The organism is Variovorax sp. OK212, from assembly GCF_900112425.1.
Taxonomy (GTDB): Bacteria; Pseudomonadota; Gammaproteobacteria; order Burkholderiales; family Burkholderiaceae_C; genus Variovorax.
On the sequence record NZ_FOLP01000006.1, the window covers coordinates 228,958 to 253,093 of the forward strand.

The following is a 24,136-nucleotide window of genomic DNA, read 5'->3' on the forward strand; positions in this document are numbered from 1 at the left end:
AGTGACCTCTACTTCTTCCAAGCCACACGACCTTCAGGCCCTCGACACGCTCACCGGCGGCGCCTTCACCGCGCCGACCTCCGGGGAGCGCGCCGCGCGCATCCGCGACTGGCTCGCGGGCAACCCCGCGTCCGAACAGATGCAGGAGGTCTTCAAGGAGCTGAGCGGTCGCGACAAGGGCGCCGCGCGCCTGCTGCGCGAAAAGCTCGACGAACTCAAGCGCGCCAAGGGCCAGGAGGCCATTGCCGCCGAATGGGCGCAAAAGGCCGAGGCGCTGCTGGGCCAGTCCAAGCTCAACATCGCCGATGCACTGGCCTGGCAGCGCGACGCCGCCAAGGCCGGCGCGCCGCTCTCGCGCGAACCGCTGGCCGGCCTGAAGGCCAGGCTGGCCGAGCGCGTGAAGGGCATCGAAGACCTGCAGCACCGCGCGCAGGTGCACCGCGAAGCCGCCGTCCTGCTGGCACAGCGCTTTGAAGTGCTGTCCACCAAGGGCTGGCAGGACGCCCAGGCCGCCGAGGAATCGCTGCGCGCCGATGTCACCCATTGGCAGCAGCAGGCCGCCGAGATCACCGCCGACGCCAACTGGACCAGCCTCGACGCCAAGTTCGCGCCGCAGCTCGATGCCTCGAAGTCGCAACTGCTGGTGGTGTCCGACTCGTTCCACAGCGCGCTGGCCCAGGCCGTGGCTGCCGCGGCCGACGCCGCAGCGCCGCTGCCGCCCGTGCCCGTGTGGGCCGACGAGCTGCGCGCCGCGCGCGGTGAGGTCGTGGCGCCCAAGGCCGCCGCACCCGCACGTCCCGCCGCGCCCAAGGTCGACCCGTCCGTGCGCGCCGCCGCGCAGGACGCCGTGCAGGCCGCGCTCGCCAAGCTCGAGCAGGAAACCGCCGAAGGCCACGGCAAGGCCAGCGCCGGCGCCGCCGCCGCGCTGCGCGCCGTGCTCAAGGAACACGGCAAGATGGTCGACGCCCCGCTCGAAGCCCGCGTGCATGCCGCGCTGGTGGCGGCCGGCGAACTCGAAGGCTGGCAGCGCTGGAGCGCCGACAAGGTCCGTGAAGACCTCGTCGCCAAGGCCGAAGGCCTGCTCAAGCGCCCCGAAGGCCAGGCCCTCGGTGGCCGCAAGATGCAGGAAACCCTGCGCGCCCTGCGCGACCAGTGGAAGCAGGCCGACCAGGGTGGCGTGCCGAACCACGCGCTCTGGAAGCGTTTCGACGAAGCCTGCAACGAAGCCCACAAGGTGGTCGAGGCCTGGCTGGAGAAGGTCCGCGCCGATGCCGCCGAGCACCGCGCCCACCGCGTCGCGCTGATCGAAGAGGTCAAGGCCTGGGCTGCAGAGCACGCCGGCGCCACCGACCTGAAGGCGCACAACCGCGCGCTGCACCAGTTCGCCGACCGCTGGCGCGATGCCGGCCATGTGGGCGAGAAGGTGTTCGCCGAGCTGCAGCCGCATTGGAACGAAGCCTTCGGCGCCGCCCGCGCACCGTTCGAGACGGCGCAGAAGGCCAGCGTCGAACGCCGCCAGGCCATGATTGCCGAAGCCGCCGAGCTCGGCGCCCAGCCCATGCTGCGCATCGACGCCGTCAAGGCGCTGCAGCAACGCTGGCAGGCCGAGGCACAGGGCGTGCCGCTCGATCGCCGCCACGAACAGAAGCTGTGGGACGCGTTCCGCGCGCCCATCGACGAAGCCTTCAACCGCAAGACCGCCGAGCGCGAAAAGGCATCGGCCGCCATGAGCGAGCACGACCGCTACGTGCTCGACGCCTCCAAGGCGCTCGACGCGGCCAACGCCACCGGCGACGCGCAGAAGATCCGTGCCGCCGTGGCTCGCCTGGAAGGCGCGCTGCGCGGTGAAGCACCGCCGCCCGCCCCGGCCCCGGCACCGAAGGCCGAACAGGCCGCCGCCTCGAGCGACGGCCCCTCCGTCGGCGCGACCGAGATCGAGGCGCCCGGCCAGGCTGCCGCCGAGTTCGGCGAAAGCGCCGAGCAGGCACCGAGCCCGAGCGACGCGGAAGCATCGCCCGGCACGCACACCGCCGCCGCAACCGAGGCACCCGCCGACCTGGTGGCGCCCGCCGATGGCGCCGACGCGTCGGCCCGCTCCGATGGCGAGGCGCACGACGCCGGTGAAGCCGCCGCGGTCGAAGCCCCGTTGGCCGCACCGAAGCCCGCGCCCAAGCCCGTGGTGGCGATGCGCGGCGACGACCGCCCGAGCAGCAAGAAGGGCGAACCGGCACCCGCCGCCCGCGGTGCTGGTGGCCGTTTCGGCGACCGCCGCGATGGCGGCCGTCCCGGCGCCGGCGGCCCGGGTCGCCCTGGAGACCGCAATGACCGTGGCGCGCCCCGCGGCGACGCACGCGGCGATCGCAGCGGCCCTGGCGGTCCCGGCGGCCCTGGCGGCCGGTTTGGCGACCGCCCCCCGCGTTTCGAAGACCGCGGTCCGCGTCTCGGCGATGCCGCTTTCCGCGCGCAGCGCGAAGCGCTCGAACGCGCCGACATGCAGCTGCGCAAGCTCGCGGCGCAGGCCCACGGCGAAGCGCTGACCCAGGTGCTGGGCGCCTGGGAACAGCGCGACGCCAGCCGCCTGCCGAGCGTGCAGGAGCTGGGCCGCGCGGTCTCGCCCGCGGTGCGCACCGGTTGGTCGCAAGCCATCGGCACCTCGCCGTCGGCCGCTGCCGGCGATGCCGCCGAAGCGCTGCTGCGCCTCGAAATGGCCGCCGAAGTGCCCACGCCCGCCGAGCAACTCGACGCGCGCCGCGCACTGCAGCTCAAGCTGCTGACCAAGCGCGGCGACCCGGCCCCGGCGCAGACCTGGGGCCAGGACGCAGGCAAGGTGCTGGCCGCGGCGCACGACGCTGCGAGCGCACGCCGCCTGCAGAACGCGCTGAAGGCGCTGCTGCGCAAGTAAGCACGCCGGCGGGCCGATCGCCCGATCGGCCACGAAAAAGGCGCCCCGCGGGGCGCCTTTTTTTGTGCGAATGGCGACGTGCGTCACGCACGTCAGTGCCGAAGGCTCAGACCTTCTCGCCGATCACCGGCGTCTGTGCCGCCGTGGCCTCTTCGGCAATGAAGCCATTGCGGATCCGGCGCCGCAGGAACAGCCCGCCGATGCCCAGCAGCAGGGCGACGAGGCCGACGATCAGCGTGCCCTTGTCCGTGGCGCTCGAGGCCGCGGCCTGGTCCTTGACCTCCATGATCTTCTGCACCTCGGCCAGGGACACCACCGGCTGGCCCTTGAGCTTGACTTCGTAGACCAGGTTGTTGTCCGAAGGATCGACGCGCACCTCAACGGCTTCGTCGATCAGCGGCTCGAGCTTCTTGCGGCCGACTGCGTAGTCGACGCGCCATTTCTCGGTGCTGCCGTCGGCCACCTTGGCGTCGAGCACGAAGTAGTGGCGCGTGGTGCTGCCACCGCGGCGGCGCTTGGTGGTCTCGGTGATCTCGCTGCCGCTGACGATCGTGCCGCTCTTGGCCACCAGGTCTTCGACGGCGGTGCCATGCGTGTCGGCGCTGGCCTTGAACTGCGCGTAGCCAGCCCACCCCAGGATGCCGATGCCCACCACCAATGCCAGCCACGCCTTGCCCGTGAGCTGATAGATCCAATCCCTCATTTTGTTTGCCTTTTTAACGTGTTGATAACCCGTCGATGGTAAAGGCTGTTCAGCTATCTAATTAATAGCGAACAAATGAATACTGGCGTGCGATCAGGCCTGTTTAGGAAGAAAGAATTCATCGAAGATGGCCAGCACTTCGGGGAAGTCGCGCGAGAAGTTCGGGCGGTTCACAAAGTAGGCCTCGCAGGCCACCGCGAAGAACTCGCTGATCGAGGTGGCGCCGTAGTCGTCGAGCCATGGCGGCTCGGCGCCGAAGCGCTCCGCCATGATCGTCTTTTCGCGAAAGCCGTCGTAGGCGGGTTGCAGCACGGCCATCCAGGCCGCGCGGGCCTCGCGGGTGCCGCGGCTGCCTGCAAAGCCGGCCGGCAGCGGCGGGCAGCCGTTGGCGTCCCCGCTGCGCATGTCGATCTTGTGGGCGAACTCGTGGATCACCACGTTGTAACCGCGCTCGCTGGTGACGCTGCTGGCCAGCACGTCGTCCCAGCTCAGCATGACGGGGCCGCGGTCCATGGCTTCGCCGGCCACGACCTCGCCGTATTCGTGCACCACCTGGGCTTCGTCGACCACCTTGCGCCGCGCCACCACCTCGGAGCGGTGCACCACGATGCCGACGAAATCGTCGTACCAGTTCAGGCCGCCCCTCAGATGCAGCACGGGCAGCACGGCCTGCGCCGCGATGGCCAGCGCCACTTCGTTGGTGATGGTGAAGCCCTTGGCGCCGTGGAATTCCTTGTCGCGCAGGAACTCGGCGGTGAGGATGCGCAGGCGTTGCCGGTCGGGCTCGGGCAGGGCGCCGAGGAAGGCGTAGCGCTTGAGTGCCGCCTGCCAGGCGGCTTCGGGGATTGGGGGCAGGGCGCGCAACCGGCGCAGCCACTTGAACATCGGTGACGGCGGCGCGGCTAGCGCAGGTCGACGCGTTGCGCGCCGGCGGTGGAAAGGCACAGCAGCTGTGCGCGCGGCGGGTGCGCCGCGGCGTCCCAGTCGCTCAGCACGATGCGCTGCAGGCCTTGGCCCAGGTCGTGGTTGGCGGGGCGGTGCGTGTGGCCGTGCACCAGCGTGCGGGCATTGGCCTGCCGCAGCCAGTGGCGCGCGGCGTCGTTGTCGACGTCGGCCCAGATCGTCGACGGGTTGCGCTTGCGGTCTTCGCTCTGCACGCGCATGGAGCGCGCGAGCGCGCGGCGCTCCTCGAGCGGGCGGGCGAGGAAGGCGGCCTGCCATTCGGGCGTGCGCACCTGGGCGCGGAACTTGAGGTACTCGGTGTCCTCGAGGCAGAGGATGTCGCCGTGGCTCAGCAGCCAGCGTTGGCCGTGCAGCACCAGCACCGTGGGGTCGTCGAGCAGCGTCAGGCCGCATTGCGCCGCGAATGCGGGGCCGACCAGGAAGTCGCGGTTGCCATGCATGAAGAACACCGGCAGCCGTTGCGCGGTGCGGCGCAGCAGCTCGGCGCACTGCGCTTCGAAACCGGCTGCATCTGCAGAGCTTGCAGAAGCAGCCGAGTCGTCGCCCACCCACACCTCGAACAGGTCGCCGAGGATGATCAACGCGTCGGCCGGCGTGGTCTGCAGGTAGCCCTGCCAGGCCTCGAAGGTGGCGGGCTCGCCGGCCTGCAGGTGCAGGTCGGAAATCAGGTCGACGGTGCGCCACGCGGGCGGCGCCACCAGTTCCTTGAACGCCGTCATTGCGGCCGCCGCCGGGTCACGCCGAAGCGGAACGCGCGGGCCGCGCCTGTCTCATGGAGAGCGGCGAAGCACACGAAGCGGCAAGCCGGGCGGCTCACGCTCACTCGGCGATGACGACGGCCTTTTCGATCACGACGTCGTCGAGCGGCACGTCGTCATGGAAGCCCTTGCGGCCCGTCTTCACGGCCTTGATCTTGTCGACCACGTCGGTGCCGTTGATCACCTTGCCGAACACGGCATAGCCCCAGCCTTGTGCCGAGGGTGCGGTGTGGTTCAGGAAGCCGTTGTCCGACACGTTGATGAAGAACTGCGCGGTGGCCGAGTGCGGCGCGCTGGTGCGGGCCATGGCAACGGTGTAGTTGTTGTTCTTCAGGCCGTTGTTGGCTTCGTTCTCGATCTCGGCGCCGGTGGGCTTTTGCTGCATGCCGGGCTCGAAGCCGCCGCCTTGCACCATGAAGCCGGGGATCACGCGGTGGAACACCGTGTTGTCGTAGTGGCCCTTCTTCACGTACGAGATGAAGTTCTCGGCCGACTTCGGTGCCTTCTCGGCGTCGAGTTCGAGCGTGATCACGCCGTAGTTCTTGATGTGCAGTTCGACTTGGGGGTTGCTCATGGCGGGACTCCTTCTTGGGAAATGAATTACTTCGCCAGCAGCGTGGCGGACTTGATGGTGACGGCCTCGAGCGGCACGTTCTGCATGCCGGCCTTGTTGCCGGTGGCGACCGCGCGGATCTTGTCGACCACGTCGGTGCCGGCAACGACCTTGCCGAACACGGTGTAGCCGTAGCCGTCGGGGTTGGGCGCGTTGAGCGAGTCGTTGTTCTTCACGTTGATGAAGAACTGCGACGTTGCGGAATTCGGGTTGCCGGTGCGCGCCATGGCGACCGTGTACTTGTCGTTCTTCAGGCCGTTGCTGGCTTCGAGCGGAATGGCCGCGCGCGTGGGCTTTTGCTGCATGTCGGCCGTGAAGCCGCCGCCCTGGATCATGAAGCCGTCGATGACGCGGTGGAACACCGTGCCGTCGTAGTGCTTGTCCTTGACGTACTGCAGGAAGTTCTCGACCGACTTGGGCGCCTTGGCGGCATCGAGCTCGACCACGATGTCGCCGGCCGAAGTGGCCAGCTTGACGCGCGGGGCGGCCGTTTGTGCGTAGCCAGTGGCGGCGAACGTGAGTGCGGCGGCCAGCACAAGGGCGCTGCGGCGGCTGAAACGGGAGAGGGCGTGGATCGTCAAGAGAGGCTCCGTGTGCGAAAGAGGAGAGGACAGGGGGCGCGGGCCGTGCAAGAGTGCGAGAGGCGCCACGTCGGCGCCCTTGCCGGGCGGGCCGTCACTTGCTGGTGCGGCCGACCGGCTTGCGCACCACCGGCGGCGCGGCGGGCAGCGTGGCGGCTTCGGCTTCGGCCTTGGGCGTGAAGATCTGGCGGATCAGCAACAGCTTGGGCGCGACGCTCGAGTTGGTGCTGGCGAACTGCTGGGCGCGAACGTATTCCTGGGCCGCGAGGCGGGCATACACGTCGCCGAGGTTCTCGTGCGCGGTGGCGTAGTTCGGGTTGAGCTTGATGGCCTGTTCGAGCGCGGCGCGGGCCTGGTCGAACTTGCTTTGCGATGCATACAGCGCGGCCAGGTTGTTGTAGGGCTCGGACAGCTCGGGGAAGTCTTGCGTGAGCTGCGTGAAGGCGGTGATGGCCTCGGCCTGCTTGTTCTGCTCGGTGAGGATCACGCCGCGCAGGAAGCGCATCTGCGGGTCGCGCGGCTTGCCGGCGATATAGGTGTCGGCCTTGGCCAGCGCCTCGTTCGACTTGCCCTGCCGCAGCAGCAGGTTGACGTCGTCGTAGTCGTTGGCATGCGCTGCGGAGGCCCAGAGGCTGAACAGCAGAGCGAAGGCAATGGAGAGTCTGGAGAACGCGGCGTGCTTCATGAAGCCTCGGCAGAAAAGGGGGGAATGCGGGCTTGGGGAACACCCGGACGCCGCTCGGCGGCAGACGTTTATACTAGGTCGGATTGTAGCCGAGGGGCCATGTCGAACCCCTCGCGACCACAGCCCCCGTCACCCCTGAAAAACACCGTCTTTCGCCCGTGCTTTACGTGCGCGAACTGACGCTTTCCGAATCTCATGAGTCTGCGCATCTACAACACGCTGTCGCGTGAATTGGAGGAATTCTCCCCATTGCACCCCGGACAGGTGCGCATGTACGTTTGCGGCATGACGGTCTACGACTACTGCCACCTCGGCCACGCGCGCTCGATGATCGCCTTCGACGTGGTGCAGCGCTGGCTCAAGGTGAGCGGCTTCGACGTGACCTACGTGCGCAACATCACCGACATCGACGACAAGATCATCCGCCGCGCCGTGGAGAACGGCGAGAGCATCCGCGCGCTGACCGACCGCATGATCGACGCGCTGCACGAAGACGCCGACGCGCTCGGCATCGAGCGCCCCACGCACGAGCCGCGCGCCACCGACTACATCCCGCAGATGCTGTCGATGATCGGCACGCTCGAGCAGAAGGGCCTGGCCTACCGCAGCGACAACGGCGACGTGAACTACGCCGTGCGCAAGTTTCCCGGCTACGGCAAGCTCAGCGGCAAGTCCATCGACGAGCTGCATGCGGGCGAGCGCGTGGCCGTGCTCGACGGCAAGGACGACCCGCTCGACCCGGTGCTCTGGAAGAGCGCCAAGGCCAGCGAACCCGACGAGGTGAAGTGGGCCAGCGAGTTCGGCCCGGGCCGCCCGGGCTGGCACATCGAGTGCTCGGCCATGGCCTGCGAGCTGCTCGGCGAAACGCTGGACATCCACGGCGGCGGCGAAGACCTGCAGTTCCCGCACCACGAGAACGAAATTGCGCAGAGCGAAGGCGCCACCGGCAAGCCGCTGTCCAACTACTGGATGCACAACGGCTTCATCGTGACCGACAACGAGAAGATGTCCAAGAGCCTGGGCAACTTCTTCCTGATCCGCGACGTGCTCAAGAAGTACGACGCCGAGACCATCCGCTTCTTCGTGCTGCGCGCGCACTACCGCCGCCCGCTGAACTACAGCGACGTGCACCTGGACGATGCGCGCGCCTCGCTCAAGCGGCTGTACACCGCGCTCGACCTGGTGGCGCCGGCCGACGTGAAAGTCGACTGGAGCGACCCCTATGCCGCGCGCTTCAAGGCCGCGATGGACGAGGACTTCGCCACGCCCGAAGCCGTGGCCGTGCTCTTCGACCTGGCGGGTGAAGTGAACCGCACGCAATCGGCCGCGCAGGCCGGCTTGCTGAAGGCGCTGGGCGGCTGCGTGCAGATCCTGCAGGACGACCCCAAGGCCTTCCTGCGGGCCGGCACCACGCTCGACGAAGCCACCATCCAGGCGCAGATCGACGCGCGCGCCGCCGCCAAGGCCGCGAAGGATTTCGCCGAAGCCGACCGCATTCGCAAGGTGCTCCTGGAGCAGGGCATCGTGCTCAAGGACTCGCCCACGGGCACGACCTGGGCGGCCGCGCAGTGAACGGAACGACGAACCCCATGCCCGCCACCACGAAGACCAGCGTTCAGATCTACACGCCGGACTATTGGGAAGAGGCATGCAAGCACCTCGCCAAGAAAGACCGCGTCATGAAGCGGCTGATTCCGAAGTTCGGAGACGCCTGCCTGGAGTCGCGCGGTGATGCGTTCACCACGCTGGCGCGCAGCGTGGTCGGCCAGCAGATCTCGGTGAAGGCCGCGCAGTCGGTGTGGGACAAGTTTGCTGCGCTGCCGCGCAAGCTCACGCCGGCCAACGTGCTCAAGCTCAAGGTCGACGACATGCGCGGCGCCGGACTGTCGGCGCGCAAGATCGAGTACCTCGTCGACCTCGCGCTGCATTTCGATTCGGGCATGGTCCACGTCAATTCGTGGAAGGACATGTCGGACGAACTCATCATCGAAGAGCTCGTGGCCATTCGCGGCATCGGCCGCTGGACGGCCGAGATGTTCCTCATCTTTCACCTGATGCGTCCGAACGTGCTCCCCGTCGATGACGTGGGGCTGCTCAACGGCATCAGCGTCAACTATTTTTCGGGCGATCCGGTCAGCCGCAGCGATGCCCGCGACGTCGCCGTGGCCTGGGCCCCGTATTGCAGCGTGGCGACTTGGTATATTTGGCGATCGCTGGATCCCGTTCCAGTCGCGTATTGAATAACAGGAGAAGACGTTGGCGAAACGAACCTTCCTCGACTTCGAGCAGCCCATTGCTGAACTCGAAACAAAGATCGAAGAATTGCGCTATGTGCAGACCGAATCCGCGGTCGACATCTCTGAAGAAATCGATCAGCTCGGCAAAAAGAGCCAGCAACTCACCAAGGACATCTACAGCGACCTGACGCCCTGGCAGATCACCAAGATCGCCCGGCATCCGGAGCGCCCCTACACGCTCGACTACGTCAACGAAATCTTCACCGATTTCGTCGAACTGCACGGCGACCGCCACTTCTCGGACGACCTGTCGATCGTGGGCGGACTCGCGCGCTTCAACGGCGTGCCCTGCATGGTGCTCGGCCACCAGAAGGGCCGCGACACGAAGGAGCGCACCGCGCGCAACTTCGGCATGAGCAAGCCCGAGGGTTACCGCAAGGCGCTGCGTCTCATGAAGACGGCCGAGAAGTTCAAGCTGCCGGTGTTCACCTTCGTGGACACGCCCGGCGCGTACCCCGGCATCGACGCCGAGGAGCGCGGCCAGTCGGAAGCCATCGGCCGCAACATCTTCGAGATGGCGCAGCTCGAGGTGCCGATCATCGTCACCATCATCGGCGAGGGTGGTTCCGGCGGCGCGCTGGCCATCTCGGTCGGCGACCAGCTGGTGATGCTGCAGTACTCGATCTATTCGGTCATCAGCCCCGAAGGCTGCGCTTCCATCCTGTGGAAGACCAGCGAGAAGGCACAGGAAGCCGCCGATGCACTGGGCATCACGGCGCACCGCCTGAAGGCGCTGGGCCTGGTCGACAAGATCGTGAACGAGCCCGTGGGCGGCGCGCACCGCGACCATCGCCAGATGGCCGCGTTCCTGAAGCGCGCGCTCAACGATGCCTTCCGCCAGGTCAGCGACCTGAAGCCGAAGGAACTGCTGGACCGCCGCTACGAGCGCCTGCAGAGCTACGGCCGTTTCAACGACACCAAGGCCGACAGCGGCCGGTAACGGCAGATAGCGCGGGTTGCCATGAACTCCGCTTTCGAACGCGCCATGGCCGCGTTCGAGCCGGTGCATTGGCCGCTGGCGGTGGGGTTCAGCGGTGGGGCGGATTCGACCGCCTTGCTGGCCGCCTGCGCCTCACGCTGGCCGGGGCAGGTGGTCGCCTTTCACGTGCACCACGGGCTGCAGTCCGCGGCCGACGATTTCGAACTTCATTGCCTCACGGTGTGCGAACGCCTTGGGGTGCCGCTCGTCGTTCATCGGGTCGATGCGCGTCACGCGCCGGGCGACAGTCCGGAAGACGCGGCCCGCCGTGCCCGCTACGAGGCTTTTGCCGCGATGGCGCGCATGGAGGGGGCGAGCGCGGCTGTCAAATCCATAGCGCTGGGTCACCACGCCGACGATCAGGTCGAGACGCTGCTGCTGGCGCTTTCACGTGGGGCAGGGCTGCCGGGTCTGGCGGCCATGCCCGCGCACATGCGGCGCAACGGCCTGGACATCCATCGGCCGCTGCTGGCGGTCCCGGGGGCCGAGATTCGTGAATGGCTTGCCGGCCGACACTTGCCCTGGATCGAAGACCCGACCAACGGCGACGAGCGCTACACCCGCAACCGGATTCGCGCGGTGCTTCTGCCCGCGCTGGCGCAGGCTTTTCCGCAATTCCGCGCGACCTTCGCGCGCAGCATCGGCCACGCGGCGCAGGCGCAGCAACTGCTCGGCGAACTGGCGGCACAAGACCTGGAGACGGTCGGCACTCCGCCGCGCATCGCCACGCTGCAGACGCTTTCGCGCGCCCGGCAAGCCAATGCGCTGCGCCATTGGCTGATGCATTCGCACGGCTGCGCGCCCAGTGCGGCGCAGCTCGATCAGCTGCTCGAGCAGGTCCGCGCATGCACCACGCGCGGGCACCGGATCCACCTCAAGGTGGGGGCAGGTTTCGCCGAGCGGCAGGGCGATTTCCTGCATTGGTACAATGCCCCGCCCTCGCCGAAGACTTCGCTCTGACCGCTTGCAGGGCGCCGCCTTTCAAGCGGCCCTTTCCTTATCTCTGATTTCATCCATGGCATTGATCGTTCACAAATACGGCGGTACGTCGATGGGCTCGACCGAGCGCATCAAGAATGTCGCCAAGCGCGTCGCGAAGTGGGCGCGCGCAGGCCACCAGATGATCGTGGTTCCGAGCGCCATGAGCGGCGAGACCAATCGCCTGCTCGGCCTGGCCAAGGAGCTGGCGCCCAGCAAACCTGGCGTGGCCCACAGCCGCGAACTCGACATGCTGGCTTCGACCGGCGAGCAGGCCTCTTCGGCACTGCTGGCCATCGCGCTGCAGGCCGAGGGCGTCGAGTCGGTCAGCTACGCCGGCTGGCAGGTGTCGGTTCGCACCGACAACTCGTACACCAAGGCGCGCATCGAGAGCATCGATGACGCCCGCGTCATGGCCGACCTGAACGCCGGCAAGGTGGTGGTCATCACCGGCTTCCAGGGCGTGGACGACGACGGCAACATCACCACGCTGGGCCGCGGCGGCAGCGACACCTCGGCCGTGGCCATTGCCGCGGCCATGAAGGCGAACGAATGCCTGATCTACACCGACGTGGACGGCGTGTACACGACCGACCCGCGCGTGGAGCCCGATGCGCGCCGCCTCACCACCGTGAGCTTCGAAGAGATGCTCGAAATGGCGAGCCTGGGCTCCAAGGTGCTGCAAATCCGCTCGGTGGAATTCGCCGGCAAGTACAAGGTGCCGCTGCGCGTGCTTTCGAGCTTCACGCCGTGGGACATCGACATCAATGAAGAGGCCAAGTCCGGCACGCTGATCACTTTCGAGGAAGACGAAAACATGGAACAAGCCGTCGTATCCGGCATCGCATTCAATCGCGACGAAGCCAAGATCTCGGTGCTCGGCGTCCCCGACAAGCCCGGCATCGCGTATCACATCCTCGGTGCCGTGGCAGACGCCAACATCGAAGTCGACGTGATCATCCAGAACCTCAGCAAGGACGGCAAGACCGACTTCAGCTTCACCGTGCATCGCAACGAATACGCGAAGACGATCGACCTGCTGCAGTCGAAGGTCATGCCTTCGCTGGGCGCCACCGAGATCGTGGGCGACACCAAGATCTGCAAGGTCAGCATCGTGGGCATCGGCATGCGCAGCCACGTGGGCGTCGCGAGCAAGATGTTCCGCGTGTTGAGCGAAGAGGGCATCAACATCCAGATGATCTCGACCAGCGAAATCAAGACCTCGGTTGTGATCGACGAAAAATATATGGAATTGGCAGTGCGCGCACTGCATAAAGCCTTCGATCTCGACCAACCGACCGCCTAAGTAATGGCATAATCGTGGCTTCTTTCAGGAACTGTGACCGAGTGGCCGAAGGTGCTCCCCTGCTAAGGGAGTATGGGGTGTAGAGCCTCATCGAGGGTTCGAATCCCTCCGGTTCCGCCAGATAGCAAACAAAAACGGCCCCTCACGGGGCCGTTTTTCATTTGTGCTTCCACACGCGTGACGCGACAGCACACGACGTGGCAGGCGTCTCTCTTTCTCCCTGCTCTCACTACTCGCGCTACGCCGCCTTGGCCTCCCGCTGCAGCGGCAGCCACAGCACGAACCGCGTGCCCGTCGGCTTCGATTCCCAATTCACCGTCCCTCGGATCGCCTGTGCACGCCGGCGCTGGTTCTGCAGTCCGCGCCCGGAGGCCGACGGATCGCTCGTCACACGCTGCACGTCGAAACCCTGGCCGTTGTCCTCGATCGTCACCTGCACGCCCGCACCGGCCATCGACGTGGCCACGCGGATCTCGGTGGCGCGTGTGTGGCGCAGGATGTTCGAGATGCTCTCCTGCACGATGCGCAGGATGTGCAGCGCGCTCGACGGATCGAGCCACTCCAGCGCCGGCAGTTCCTGCACCTCCCAGCGCAGCGACACGCCCGTGCCTTCGAGCCGCGGCTCGAGCCGGTAGCGCAGCGTGGCGAGCAGCAGCAGCACGTCGGCCTCGATCGGCTCGAGCGAGTCCAGCGTGAGCTTCAGGTCGTCGAGGCAGCTCTTGAGAATCTGCGACACCTTGTCGTCGCTCATGCCGCCGCCTTCCACCGAGCGGATGGCGCTGATCAGCGACGAGCCGAGCCCGTCGTGCATGTCCTGCATCAGGCGTTGACGTTCGGCGCTGATGGTCTGCAGGCGTTCGATCTCGCGCAGCCGCTGGTGGCTGTGCTCGAGCTCGGCTTCGCGCTTGAGCAGCCGCTGCGCGAGGTTTTCGTTCAATTGCTCGACCGCGCCGATGGCGTGCACGTAGCGGCGGTACATCAGCGCGCCGAAGACGCTGAAGGTGACGGCGTTGGTGTACGCCCCCAGGTACCAGCCCTCGGGGCTGATGAAGTTGTTCTGCAGCAGCCAGTCGGTGATGCCCAGCAGCACGCAGATACCGATGCCCACCGCCACCAGCCGTCCTTCGTTGGAGCAGCGCCATGCACTGACGCCGCCCACCAGGCACACCAGCGTGCCCATCAGCGCCGCGACCGCGTAGATCAGCGGCGTGACCTGCGGGGTGTTCTGCACGATCGCCAGCACGGGCATCGTGACGACGCCGATGACGCTGGTTGCCGCGACCACGCCCCAGGTCAGCCACTTGAGCTCACGCCCGTGCAGCTGCCGCAGGAAGAAGTGCACCACCATCACCAGCCAGAAGAGCGCGTTGACGGTCAGCCACGCGAACCAGTCGTTGGCGACCGGTTGGCTCACGTAGAAATGCAGCCCCCGCATGAAGGAGCTGGCCGCGAGGTTGAAGAACAGCAGGTAGCCGGTTTCGTCGCGCCGCCTGAACCACACGAAGAGTGCGAACACGCCCACGGCCATGAAGGCCGCGCTGAGCATGGCGGGCAGTTCCTGCTGCAGCCACTGGCGCGCGCCATAGCGGCCTCGCAGCGATTCGACGGGGCCGATCCACAACGAGGACAGCGCAACCTGCGCGCTCTGCGTGTGTTCGAGCCGCAGCAGGATCTCGTGCGGTGGCGCGCCGCCCGCGGTGCCATGGTCCAGCTCCACCCACAGCGGCGTGCGCGTGCTGTTCCACAGCGGCCCCTGCTGCTGTGCGCGGTGAACCAGCTGGCCGTTGATGTAGACCGCGATGGTGCCGTCGGTCTTGATGCGCGCGCCGTACAGCGCCAACGGGCCGGCGGCGGCCGGCAGGTCGCGCGTGGAGAGCCTGATCCAGGAAGTGCGTGTCGTCCTGGTGGCGGCGCCGGAGCCGGCTTGCCGCAGCAGGGCGATCGGCGGTGCGAAGGGCAGGGCGATCGGCTGCCAGCGGCCCGGCAGGGCGTCGCTGTCCTGGCGCACGGGCGGCACGGAGAAGCCCGAGGCGTCGTCGACCTGCCAGTCGGCGCGCGTCAGGTGCAGCAGCGTCTCGGGCTGCTGCAGGTGGGCCATGCTGGCGAAGAAGATGCCGATGACGCAGAGCAGCGCGATCGACAGCAGGAGCACCACTTTGGCGAAGAAGGGTGCCGGGCGGCTGCGCGAGGAAGGGGTGGAGGGATGCATCCGAAGGGAGTGCACGGAACGGTGCAGCCCAATTTTCGCACTTTGTTACCAATCTGCGCGAATGCACTGCGGGCCTCGGGCCTCCAGAAGACGCCGAACGCGGCTCAGCGCGGTGCGTCAGGCTGCGACAGCACCCACCGCGCCAGCACCTGCGCGTCGGCCTCGGAGACCTGCGTCTGGCGCGGCATGATGATCCGGCCCCAGGTGCCGACGCTGCCGTCGCGGATCTTTCCGGCCAGGCGCGCCGGTGCCTCGGCATCGTTGCGGTAGCGCTGCGCGATCTGCGCGAATCCGGGGCCGACCTGCTTGTGGACCAGCCCGTGGCACGCCATGCAGGCGTTCTTGCGCGCCAGGTCGGCGGGCGGGGTTTGCGCGTGGGCCGCAAACGTCTGCGCGGACATCCACACGACCACGGCGATGAAAGGCGAGGCAGAAGAGCGCTTTGGTTTTATTCTGGGAATCATCGACATGGGGTCTCGGCTGGCGAAGGGATCGTAGCCGCTGGTTCTCCGGCCGGGAGCGGGCCTGCGCCGTCGTGCGTCCGCGACAACTCGATTCAAGAGTAACTATATGTATGGTTAAATCCCGGCAACTATCGCGAAGAAGACGAGGGATTGCATGAAGCTGCTGCTGAGCATTGCGTTTGCCGCTGTGGCGTTGGTGGGTTGCGCCAGCGCGCCGCCGCCGACGCCGACCGAACCTGGCACGGGCCGGGGCACCTCCTATGTGCCCATGGTGGCCATGGAAGGCGTCGACAAGGTCCGCTATGACAACGACGTGGCCGACTGCCGCACGGCAGCCAACCGCATCACGGCGCGCACCGAGTCCGGCGACGCCATGTGGGGCGCGTTGGGCCTCGGCCTGATCACGGTGCACGGCCAGGGCATCGTCGCCGCAGCTTCCTACACCGGCATCACGGCCGCCATCATCGACTGGAACGGCCGGCCCGACGCCGATCTGATCGCCGAGCACCAGCAGATCGCCATCGTCCATTGCATGGCCAAGCGCGGCTATCGCAACCTCGACACGAACGTGCGCGACACGTTCTACGGCAACACCTTCGACCCCGGCATCGTGCTGAAGCCGCGCCGCACCGGCGTGGACACGTACAACGTCGAGAACCTCGCCAAGGCCGGCCGCTGCAACCTGCAGCCGCGCGCCGAACTTACGGCGAAGGGCCCCGGCTACGAGACCTACAACGTGCCGTGCGACAACGGCGGTACGTGGGCGGTGCGCTGCGAATTCGGCAAGTGCCGCGTGCTCGCGCAGGCCTTGATCCGACGCTCCTGAGTTTCCTCGAGCGCCTCGAGTCGTCTCAGACGGGTTCAGGTGGCTTCAGGTGGCTTCAGGCGGCAGCCATGCGAGCGACCGGTGCGTCGTTCGCTCGAGCGGCAATGACAGGTCGGCAAACTTCGCTTCGATCCTGTCCCGCGCGCGCCCATCGACGCGCATTCCCAAGGACATCGGCAACTGGCGGCAACGCGCAAGCGCTTGCGCCACGTTGATCTGCAGCAGCGCCGCGCTGGCCCGCGCCGCCTCGCCGATGCGCTCGGGTGGACATTCGGCAAGGCGCAGGTCGTACTCGGCGTAGAGCTCGCGCGAAATGCCGGCCTGTGGTTCGTTTCCAGCGCATTCGCCGCTGGCAAACTGGCCCAGGTCGAGAAACGCATCCTGCTCGTGATAGTGCTTCAACGCCGCCGCGAATTCCTCGAGCGTTGAAAGCGGCCGCTGCGTCTTCTGCACCGACAGCACATCGGCGAAAGTGGCGGCTTCCAGGTAATGGCGCAGCCCGTGTTCAGCGGCGTAGGCCGGCATCTCGCCCCCGCGTTCGTCCTCGACGGGATCTTCTTCCTCGTCCGCGTTGCAGGACAGGAAGAAGCGGTTGTCGATCAGCTCGCCGCTGTCGCGGGCATAGACCCACGAAAAGCGCTCGTACAGATCGGTGTCGTTGAAGCATGCAGCGAGCGCCTCGATGGCTTCGCGCAGGTTCATCAAGCGAGACATCTCAGGCGCCTCCTTCGCGCGAAGAAGGCGCCCGGCCGGCGATCAGCGCCAGGCGTAATGCCCGCGCACGAGGCGGCCGTGCTCGCGGTGCGCCGGCACCCACACCTTGTGCGGGCGATGGTGCGGCCGGTCGTAGCCGGGGCCGTGGCGCGGTCCCGGCTGGGCCATGGTGGCCGTGGAAGCGAAAGCGAGCGTGGTGGCTGCAAGAACGAAGAGAAGTTGTTTTTTCATGTTGGAGTCCTTCTGGTTGGTGCACCCGAATCGGTACGCAGCCCAGCTTAGTGGGGCGTCCGAAGCCGCTTCGTAGGCGAAGTCGCACTTTACAAAAGGGACACGCAAGGCCCGCTGCCAAGGCCTGGGCGCTCACTTGACGATCATTCCCTTGAGTGCCGGATCGGGCGGCGGCGCCTTCAGCTTCATCTGCCGCATCGTCTTCACCAGCAGCTGCGCAATCATCACGTTGCGGTGCCGCTTGCTGTTGGCCGGAATCACGTGCCACGGCGCGTGGTCGCTCGACGTGTGGCTCAGCGCTGTCTGGTAGGCCTGCTGGTAGGCGCTCCACTTGGTGCGCACCTCGAGGTCGTCCATGCTGAACTTCCATTGCTTGCCCGGCGTGTCGATGCGCGCCTGCAGGCGCTCGCGCTGCTCGTCCTTGTCGATGTGCAGCATGCACTTGACGACGACCGTGCCGGTCTCCGTGAGCATCCGCTCGAAGTCGTTGATCTGCGCATAGCGGCGTTTGGCTTCCGCCTTGTCGATCCAGCCTTCGACCACGGGCACCAGCACGTCTTCGTAGTGGCTGCGGTTCCACACCATGATCTCGCCGGTGCGCGGCACCACCGCATGGCAGCGCCACAGGTAGTCGCGCGCGCGCTCGTCCACGGTGGGCGCCTTGAAGGCCGACACGCGCACGCCCAGCGGCGAGGTGCGCGAGAACACCCAGCGCACGGTGCCGTCCTTGCCGCTGGTGTCCATGCCCTGCAGCACCAGCAGCAGCTTGCGCTTGCCTTCGGCGTGCAGCAGGTCCTGCAGTTCGTCGAGCTCGACCGCCAGTGCGTCGACCTCCGCGCGCTGCGAGGCTTCATCGCCTTCGCAGAAGGGCGTGTCGTCGGGGTCGATGTGCGAGAGCTTGAACTTGTCGCCGACGCGGTATTTCTTGAAGCTGGCCATGAAGCAGGGACTCCGTGAAAAAAACGAAGCCGACAGCGTAAGCGATCAGCTACCGGTGGTCAGCGCTCGTCGTCGTCCGGGCTGAGCGAAGCGCTCCAGCGGTTGTCCCAGTCGGCATGCTGGCGCACCGCGCCGTCGAGCTCGCGCCGGTCGCGCTTGGTCGGGCGCCCCTGCTCGATGGACAGGGCCGGCTCGCTGCCCGTGCGGCGCAGTTCGCGAAAGGCCGCCTGCGCCGCGATGCTCTCGGGCGTCTCCTCGTAGAGCTGCTGTGCCACCGGCGCCGGCCCACGCAGGCCGCTGATGCCGCGCACCGTCACGGTCCGCGTCAGCGGGCCCATGCGCAGGGCCACGGTATCGCCGGGTTTCACCTCGCGCGAGGCCTTGGCGACGTCGCCGTTCACCTGCACGCGGTTCTTGCCGATTTCCTCCGCGGCCAGCGAGCGCGTCTTGAAGAAGCGGGCGGCCCAGAGCCATTTGTCGATGCGCAGGCGTTCCATAGAAGGTGGAAAGTGGAGATGCGGAATTGTGCCGCGACCGCAGCTAGGCTGTCGACGGTTCCAACGGCCACAGCGGCAGGCGCACCACAGCGTCCAGCCCGCCTGCCGCGCGGTTGTCCAGGCTGATGCGCCCCTGCAGCGCCAGCACGATCTCGCGGCAGATCGCCAGCCCCAGCCCCGAGCCGCTCGACGTGCTGCCGGCGGAAAACGGCGCGAACAGGCGCTGGCGCAGTTCGTCCGAAATGCCCGGGCCGCTGTCGCGCACCGTCAGCACCGCCTCGTCGCCATCCGCTTGCACCGCCACCGACAGCGCGGCGCCCACCGGGCTCAGCTTGATCGCGTTGTGCAGCAGGTTGCGCGTGAGCTCCTGCAGCATCCACTGGTGGGCCCGCACCCGCACCGGCCGGTCGATGGCGAGCTCGAAGTCGAGCGCCTTGTCGGCCACCAGCGGCGACAGGTCGAGCGCCATCTGGCGCACCACCTCGCCGAAATCGAGCGTCACCGACTCCGGCTGCTGGCGCAGCTGCTCCACCTTGGCGAGCGACAGCATCTGGTTGGCCAGCGCGGTGGCGCGCTCCACCGTCTGGCTGATTTCGCCCAAGGCCTGCTCGGGCGCCACGTCGCCGCGGCGCGCCGACTGCACCTGCGCCTTCAGCACCGCCAGCGGCGTGCGCAGCTGGTGGGCGCTGTCGCGCACAAAGCGCTTCTGGTGGTCGAGCAGCCCCTGCAGCCGGCCCATGACCTGCGTGGTGGCGTCGATCAGCGGGCGCAGTTCGCGCGGCGCGTCGGGCGCGTCGATGGGCGAGAGGTCGTCGGCCGGCCGCCTCTCGATGGCCTCGCCGAGTTCGCGCACCGGGCGCGTGGCGCGCTGCACCACGAACAGCGTGGCCAGCGCGATCACGCCCATCAGCAGGAGCTGGCGCCACAGCGTGTCGACCAGCAGCTTGCGCGCCAGCGTCTCGCGGATCTCCAGCGTCTCGGCCACCTGCACCACCGCCATGCCGCGCCCGCGTGCGCTGGCCACCGGCTGCAGCAGCACCGCCACGCGCACCGGCTGGTTGCGGAACTGCGCGTCGTAGAAATCCACCAGCGCGGCGTACGCGCTGCGGTCGGGAATGCGCCCGCGCCAGAAGGGCAGCTCGGCAAAGCCCGAGATCATCTCGCCGTCGAGCGCCGACACCCGGTAGAACAGCCGGCTGCGGTTGTCGGCCTCGAAGGCCTCGAGCGCGGAGTAGGGCACGATGGCGCGCAACTGCGCCAGCTCGTCGTAGCCCTCCACGTCGAGCTGCTCGCCGATGGTCTTGGCCGACGCGAGCAGCGTGCGGTCGTAGGCCGTGGTGGCCGCCGCCAGGCTCTGGCGGTACACGCTCACGCTGTTGATCACGATGAACAGCGCGATCGGCGCGAGGATGCCGAGCAGCAGCCGCGCGCGCAGCGATGAAACGCGGGTCATGTCTCGGGGCGCAGCAGGTAGCCCAGGCCGCGCATGGTCATCAGCACGGCGCCCGTGCCCACCAGCTTCTTGCGCAGGCGGTACACCACCACCTCGATGGCCTCGTACTGCACGTCGGCCTCGCCCGGGAACACCAGCTCGAACAGGCGCTCCTTGGTCACGGCGTGGCCGGGCTTCATCATCAGCGCCTTCAGCAGCGCCAGCTCGCGCGGCGTGAGCTCGAGCAGTTCGGCGCGGTGGTAGATGGCGCCGTTGTCGGGCTCGAAGCGCAGGCCACCGACCTCCTGCGGGTTCAGGCCCGCGTCCTGCCCGGCGACGCCGTGGCTGCGCCGGCGCAGCGCGCGGATGCGGGCCTCCAGTTCGTCGAGGTCGAAGGGCTTGGGCAGGTAGTCGTCGGCCCCGGCGTTCAGTCCCATGATGCGGTCGCCCACGGTGCCGCGCGCCGTCAGCAGCAGCACCGGCGTGCGCAGCCCTTCGGCGCGCGCCTGTGCCAGCACCTGCAGGCCGTCGAGGTTGGGCAGGCTCAGGTCGAGCGCCACCACGTCGGGCTCGATGGCGCGCCATTGCGCCACGGCCTCGGCCCCGTCGCCGCAGATGCGCACGTCGATGCGGCGCCGCCCGAGGGTGCGCTGCAGGGTGATTTGCATCGAGGGGTCGTCTTCGACCAGCAGCAGCTTCATAGGAGGACGGCGGGTGTGTTCTTCAGTGTTTTCCCCAGTCCGGCGGACAGCCAACTGACAGCGGGGCGGCGCATGATAGCGCTCAGGTTCAAGTCAGGTTCCTTTCAAGTTCCTTCCAGTTTTCAGGAGACAACAATGCGTCGCGATACCTTTCTGAAGTCCTTGGCCGCGCTGGCCGCCGCCGGTGCCCTGCCACTGTCGGCCCGGGCCGCTGCCAACGTCAAGATGATGATCCCCGCCAACCCGGGCGGCGGCTGGGACACCACGGGCCGCGCGCTGGGCAAGGCGCTGAACGACGCCAAGGTGGCCGACACCGTCACCTACGACAACAAGGGCGGCGCCGCCGGCGCGCTGGGCCTGGCCCAGTTCGTGAACGGTTCCAAGGGCGACGCCAACGCATTGATGGTCATGGGCTCGGTCATGCTGGGCGGCATCATCACCGGCAAGCCGCCGGTCAAGCTCGAGCAGGCCACGCCCATCGCGCGCCTGACCACCGAATACAACGTGTTCGTGCTGCCCTCGAACTCACCGTTCAAGACCATGGCCGACGTCGTGGCCCAGCTCAAGAAAGACCCGGGCAGCGTCAAGTGGGGCGGCGGTTCGCGCGGCTCCACCGAGCACATTGCCGCGGCCATGATCGCGCAGAAGGTCGGTGCCGACCCGTCCAAGATCAACTACGTGGCCTTCCGCGGAGGCGGTGAAGCCACCGCCGCCATCCTGGGTGGCAACGTCACCATCGGCGGCAGCGGCTACAGCGAGTTCGCCGAATACATCGCCGCCGGCAAGATGAAGGCCATCGCCGTCACCTCGGCCAAGCGCCTTCCGGGCATCGACGTGCCCACGCTGAAGGAGCAGGGCATCGACGTGGAAATCGGCAACTGGCGCGGCGTGTACGGCGCGCCCGGCATCTCGGTCGAACAGCGCAAGGCGCTGACCGACATGGTGCTGGCCGCCATGAAGAGCGCTTCGTGGGCCGAGTCGCTCAAGAAGAACGAATGGACGCCGGCCGTGCTGTCGGGCGACGCGTTCGCGAAGTTCGTCGACGACGACTTCGCCAGCCTGCGCGCCATCATGACCAAGTCCGGCATGGTCTGACCCCCGGCGCGCACCCCTGGCCCGCCCCACGGCGCGCTGTCCTCGCAAGAGACGACAGCGTGCCGTTTTCAAATCCAGCTCCACATTCCTCCCGGGAGAAAAAATGACAACTCCAGACTCCTCGGTCCCGCTCTCCGGCGAGGCCCGGCCTGCGGCCGCATGGCCGCAAACCCTGGTCGGCGCCGGCGTCCTGCTGACCGGCCTGGCGCTGGCTTTCGGCGCCATCGGCATTTCTTCCGAAGCCGGCTACGGCGGCGTCGGCCCCAACTTCCTGCCGTGGCTGGTGTCGGTGGTGCTGGTGCTGTGCGGCGCGTGGATCCTCTGGGAAGCACGCACCGGCGGCTTTCGCGAGCTCGATGCGCCCACGGGTGCCGCGCAGGCCTACTGGCCCGGCTTCGTCTGGGTGTCGGCGGGGCTGCTGCTCAACGCGGCGCTAATCACCACGCTCGGCTTCATCCTGAGCTGCACGCTGTGCTACGTGCTGGCCGTGCAGGGGCTGCGCCGCGCGAGCGGGCAGGCCGGTGTGAACTTGCCGCGCACCTGGGCCATCGACTTCATCGCGGGCGCGCTGATCTCCGCTCCGGTGTTCTGGATGTTCACGCAATTCCTGGCCATCAACCTGCCTGGCCTCACCAACACCGGGTGGTTCTGACATGGAAATCTTCAACGCACTGATGGCGGGCTTCGCCACCGCGATCACCCCGATCAATCTGCTCTGGTGCCTGGTCGGCTGCGCGCTCGGCACCGCCGTGGGCGTGCTGCCCGGCATCGGCCCGGCCGTGGCGGTCGCCATGCTGCTGCCCATCACCGGCAAGGTCGACATCACGGCCTCGATGATCTTCTTCTCGGGCATCTACTACGGCGCCATGTACGGCGGCTCGACCACCTCCATTCTGCTGAACACGCCCGGCGAAACCGCCAGCATGGTGACGGCGATGGAGGGCAACAAGATGGCCAAGAGCGGCCGCGCGGGCGCCGCGCTCGCCACGGCCGCCATCGGCTCCTTCGTGGCCGGCACCATCGCCACCGTCATCGTCACGCTGTTCGCGCCCTTCGTGGCCGAGTTCGCGGTCAAGCTCGGCCCGCCCGAGTACTTCCTGCTGATGCTGCTGGCCTTCACCACCGTGAGCGCGGTGCTGGGCAAGAGCACGCTGCGCGGCATGACGGCGCTGTTCGTCGGCCTCGCGGCCGGTTGCGTCGGCCTCGACCAGATCTCGGGCCAGGGCCGCTACACCGGCGGTGTGCCTGAACTGCTCGACGGCATCGAGATCGTGCTGGTGGCGGTCGGACTGTTCGCCGTGGCCGAGGTGCTGTACGCGGTGCTCTACGAAGGCAAGGTCACCGAAGGCCAGAACAAGCTCAGCCGCGTGCACATGACCAAGCGCGACTGGAAGCGCTCCATTCCAGCGTGGCTGCGCGGCACCGCCATCGGCACGCCCTTCGGCTGCATTCCGGCGGGCGGCACTGAGATCCCGACCTTCCTGAGCTATGCGATGGAAAAGAAGCTGGTCAAGAACCCCGAAGACAAGGCCGAGTTCGGCACCAAGGGCGCCATCGAAGGCGTGGCCGGCCCCGAGGCCGCCAACAACGCCACGGTGACGGCCGCGCTGATCCCGCTGCTCACGCTGGGCATTCCCACGTCGAACACCACCGCCATCCTCCTGGGCGCGTTCCAGAACTACGGCATCCAGCCGGGCCCGCAGCTCTTCACCACCTCGGCCGCGCTGGTGTGGGCGCTGATCGCCTCGCTGTACATCGGCAATGTGATGCTGCTGGTGCTCAACCTGCCGATGGTCGGCCTGTGGGTCAAGCTGCTGAAGATCCCGAAGCCCCAGCTCTACGCCGGCATCCTGATCTTCGCGACGGTGGGTGCCTACGGCATGCGCCAGAGCGCGTTCGACCTGTTCCTGCTGTACGCCATCGGCCTGCTGGGCGTGGTGATGCGCCGTTTCGACTTCCCGACCGCGCCCGTGGTGGTCGGCATGATCCTCGGGCCGCTGGCCGAAGCGCAACTGCGCAATGCCATGTCGATCGGCGAGGGCAGTGCGGTGGTGTTCTTCCAGCGCCCGATGTCGATCACGCTGGTGGTCATCGTGGTGGCCGTGCTGGTGCTGCCGCGGCTGGCCAAGCGCATGAGCGAACGCAAGCTGAAGCGGCTGGCGCAGCTCGACGCCTGAGTCGCCCCAAGTCTTCTCAGATCCTCGAAGGCGCCGCCTCGCACGTTTCGTGCGGCGCGGCGCCTTCTGGTTTTCGGGCCCGCAAA

24 protein-coding genes and 1 tRNA gene are annotated in these 24,136 nt (G+C 67.6%); 11 read left to right on the plus strand and 14 right to left on the minus strand.

Features of this window, described 5'->3' with window-relative positions; all coding sequences use genetic code 11:
* Nucleotide 1: 1 nt before the first annotated feature.
* Nucleotides 2–2,902: a DUF349 domain-containing protein gene (locus tag BM004_RS19960; protein ID WP_093216055.1), complete on the plus strand. Its 2,901-nt coding sequence runs from the start codon at nucleotides 2–4 to the stop codon at nucleotides 2,900–2,902.
* 106 nt (nucleotides 2,903–3,008) lie between these two features.
* Here BM004_RS19960 and BM004_RS19965 read toward each other — a convergent pair whose 3' ends face one another.
* The 6 genes from BM004_RS19965 to BM004_RS19990 all read right to left on the minus strand — a co-directional run bounded on the left by BM004_RS19965 (nucleotide 3,009) and on the right by BM004_RS19990 (nucleotide 7,205).
* Nucleotides 3,009–3,605: an LPXTG cell wall anchor domain-containing protein gene (locus BM004_RS19965; RefSeq protein WP_093216058.1), complete on the minus strand. Its 597-nt coding sequence runs from the start codon at nucleotides 3,603–3,605 to the stop codon at nucleotides 3,009–3,011.
* A 93-nt stretch (nucleotides 3,606–3,698) separates the two neighbouring features.
* The gene (locus tag BM004_RS19970; RefSeq protein WP_093216060.1) at nucleotides 3,699–4,490 is read right to left on the minus strand and encodes a M90 family metallopeptidase; all 792 of its coding nucleotides are present in this window, start codon (nucleotides 4,488–4,490) and stop codon (nucleotides 3,699–3,701) included.
* A 17-nt stretch (nucleotides 4,491–4,507) separates the two neighbouring features.
* The gene (locus BM004_RS19975) at nucleotides 4,508–5,287 is read right to left on the minus strand and encodes a UDP-2,3-diacylglucosamine diphosphatase (RefSeq protein ID WP_093216063.1); all 780 of its coding nucleotides are present in this window, start codon (nucleotides 5,285–5,287) and stop codon (nucleotides 4,508–4,510) included.
* Between the two features lie 100 nt (nucleotides 5,288–5,387).
* On the minus strand, nucleotides 5,388–5,900 hold the full coding sequence (locus tag BM004_RS19980) for a peptidylprolyl isomerase (protein ID WP_093129758.1): 513 nt from the start codon (nucleotides 5,898–5,900) through the stop codon (nucleotides 5,388–5,390).
* Nucleotides 5,901–5,926: 26 nt separating this feature from the next.
* Complete coding sequence (locus tag BM004_RS19985; protein WP_093129759.1) at nucleotides 5,927–6,520, minus strand: peptidylprolyl isomerase; 594 nt, start codon at nucleotides 6,518–6,520, stop codon at nucleotides 5,927–5,929.
* 94 nt (nucleotides 6,521–6,614) lie between these two features.
* A complete protein-coding gene (locus BM004_RS19990) occupies nucleotides 6,615–7,205 on the minus strand; it encodes a tetratricopeptide repeat protein (RefSeq protein WP_093129760.1) in 591 nt (196 codons plus the stop codon).
* Nucleotides 7,206–7,400: 195 nt separating this feature from the next.
* On the opposite strand from BM004_RS19990, the gene cysS reads away from it, so the two are divergent.
* From cysS to BM004_RS20020, 6 genes are all read left to right on the plus strand, one after another.
* Complete coding sequence (gene cysS, locus BM004_RS19995; RefSeq protein WP_093216065.1) at nucleotides 7,401–8,777, plus strand: cysteine--tRNA ligase; 1,377 nt, start codon at nucleotides 7,401–7,403, stop codon at nucleotides 8,775–8,777.
* Between the two features lie 17 nt (nucleotides 8,778–8,794).
* Nucleotides 8,795–9,445, plus strand: coding sequence for a DNA-3-methyladenine glycosylase family protein (locus BM004_RS20000; protein ID WP_093129762.1), 651 nt, complete (start codon nucleotides 8,795–8,797; stop codon nucleotides 9,443–9,445).
* Between the two features lie 16 nt (nucleotides 9,446–9,461).
* Complete coding sequence (locus tag BM004_RS20005) at nucleotides 9,462–10,442, plus strand: acetyl-CoA carboxylase carboxyltransferase subunit alpha (protein ID WP_093129763.1); 981 nt, start codon at nucleotides 9,462–9,464, stop codon at nucleotides 10,440–10,442.
* Nucleotides 10,443–10,463: 21 nt separating this feature from the next.
* Nucleotides 10,464–11,441: a tRNA lysidine(34) synthetase TilS gene (gene tilS, locus BM004_RS20010; protein WP_093216068.1), complete on the plus strand. Its 978-nt coding sequence runs from the start codon at nucleotides 10,464–10,466 to the stop codon at nucleotides 11,439–11,441.
* A gap of 55 nt (nucleotides 11,442–11,496) precedes the next feature.
* Nucleotides 11,497–12,765 carry an aspartate kinase gene (locus tag BM004_RS20015; RefSeq protein WP_093216070.1) on the plus strand — a complete coding sequence of 423 codons (1,269 nt, stop codon included), beginning with the start codon at nucleotides 11,497–11,499 and terminating at the stop codon, nucleotides 12,763–12,765.
* A 27-nt stretch (nucleotides 12,766–12,792) separates the two neighbouring features.
* Nucleotides 12,793–12,885, plus strand: a tRNA-Ser gene (locus BM004_RS20020).
* Nucleotides 12,886–13,003: 118 nt separating this feature from the next.
* Here BM004_RS20020 and BM004_RS20025 read toward each other — a convergent pair.
* Nucleotides 13,004–14,974, minus strand: coding sequence for a sensor histidine kinase (locus tag BM004_RS20025; protein ID WP_093216073.1), 1,971 nt, complete (start codon nucleotides 14,972–14,974; stop codon nucleotides 13,004–13,006).
* Between the two features lie 104 nt (nucleotides 14,975–15,078).
* Nucleotides 15,079–15,444: a c-type cytochrome gene (locus BM004_RS20030; protein WP_256219964.1), complete on the minus strand. Its 366-nt coding sequence runs from the start codon at nucleotides 15,442–15,444 to the stop codon at nucleotides 15,079–15,081.
* Between the two features lie 148 nt (nucleotides 15,445–15,592).
* Between BM004_RS20030 and BM004_RS20035 the strand changes: the two genes are divergently transcribed.
* Nucleotides 15,593–16,264, plus strand: a complete 672-nt coding sequence (locus tag BM004_RS20035; RefSeq protein WP_093216078.1) for a hypothetical protein — start codon at nucleotides 15,593–15,595, stop codon at nucleotides 16,262–16,264.
* A 45-nt stretch (nucleotides 16,265–16,309) separates the two neighbouring features.
* Here BM004_RS20035 and BM004_RS20040 read toward each other — a convergent pair whose 3' ends face one another.
* From BM004_RS20040 to BM004_RS20060, 6 genes are all read right to left on the minus strand, one after another.
* Entirely contained in the window at nucleotides 16,310–16,966 is a 657-nt protein-coding gene (locus tag BM004_RS20040) for a DUF7716 domain-containing protein (RefSeq protein WP_093216081.1), read from the minus strand.
* Nucleotides 16,967–17,020: 54 nt separating this feature from the next.
* Complete coding sequence (locus tag BM004_RS40690) at nucleotides 17,021–17,209, minus strand: hypothetical protein (protein WP_093129769.1); 189 nt, start codon at nucleotides 17,207–17,209, stop codon at nucleotides 17,021–17,023.
* Nucleotides 17,210–17,341: 132 nt separating this feature from the next.
* Complete coding sequence (locus BM004_RS20045) at nucleotides 17,342–18,148, minus strand: PPK2 family polyphosphate kinase (protein ID WP_093216083.1); 807 nt, start codon at nucleotides 18,146–18,148, stop codon at nucleotides 17,342–17,344.
* Nucleotides 18,149–18,207: 59 nt separating this feature from the next.
* Nucleotides 18,208–18,645 (minus strand): RNA-binding S4 domain-containing protein, encoded by a 438-nt coding sequence (locus BM004_RS20050; protein WP_093129771.1) that lies wholly within the window; start codon nucleotides 18,643–18,645, stop codon nucleotides 18,208–18,210.
* 43 nt (nucleotides 18,646–18,688) lie between these two features.
* Nucleotides 18,689–20,098 (minus strand): sensor histidine kinase, encoded by a 1,410-nt coding sequence (locus tag BM004_RS20055; RefSeq protein ID WP_093216087.1) that lies wholly within the window; start codon nucleotides 20,096–20,098, stop codon nucleotides 18,689–18,691.
* A complete protein-coding gene (locus BM004_RS20060; RefSeq protein WP_093216090.1) occupies nucleotides 20,095–20,778 on the minus strand; it encodes a response regulator transcription factor in 684 nt (227 codons plus the stop codon). The genes BM004_RS20055 and BM004_RS20060 overlap by 4 nt, the downstream gene beginning before the upstream one ends.
* Nucleotides 20,779–20,913: 135 nt before the next feature.
* Between BM004_RS20060 and BM004_RS20065 the strand changes: the two genes are divergently transcribed.
* From BM004_RS20065 to BM004_RS20075, 3 genes are all read left to right on the plus strand, one after another.
* Entirely contained in the window at nucleotides 20,914–21,873 is a 960-nt protein-coding gene (locus BM004_RS20065) for a tripartite tricarboxylate transporter substrate binding protein (RefSeq protein ID WP_093216092.1), read from the plus strand.
* A 103-nt stretch (nucleotides 21,874–21,976) separates the two neighbouring features.
* The gene (locus BM004_RS20070) at nucleotides 21,977–22,525 is read left to right on the plus strand and encodes a tripartite tricarboxylate transporter TctB family protein (protein ID WP_093216095.1); all 549 of its coding nucleotides are present in this window, start codon (nucleotides 21,977–21,979) and stop codon (nucleotides 22,523–22,525) included.
* A gap of 1 nt (nucleotide 22,526) precedes the next feature.
* On the plus strand, nucleotides 22,527–24,050 hold the full coding sequence (locus BM004_RS20075; protein WP_093129776.1) for a tripartite tricarboxylate transporter permease: 1,524 nt from the start codon (nucleotides 22,527–22,529) through the stop codon (nucleotides 24,048–24,050).
* The last annotated feature ends 86 nt before the right edge of the window (nucleotides 24,051–24,136 follow it).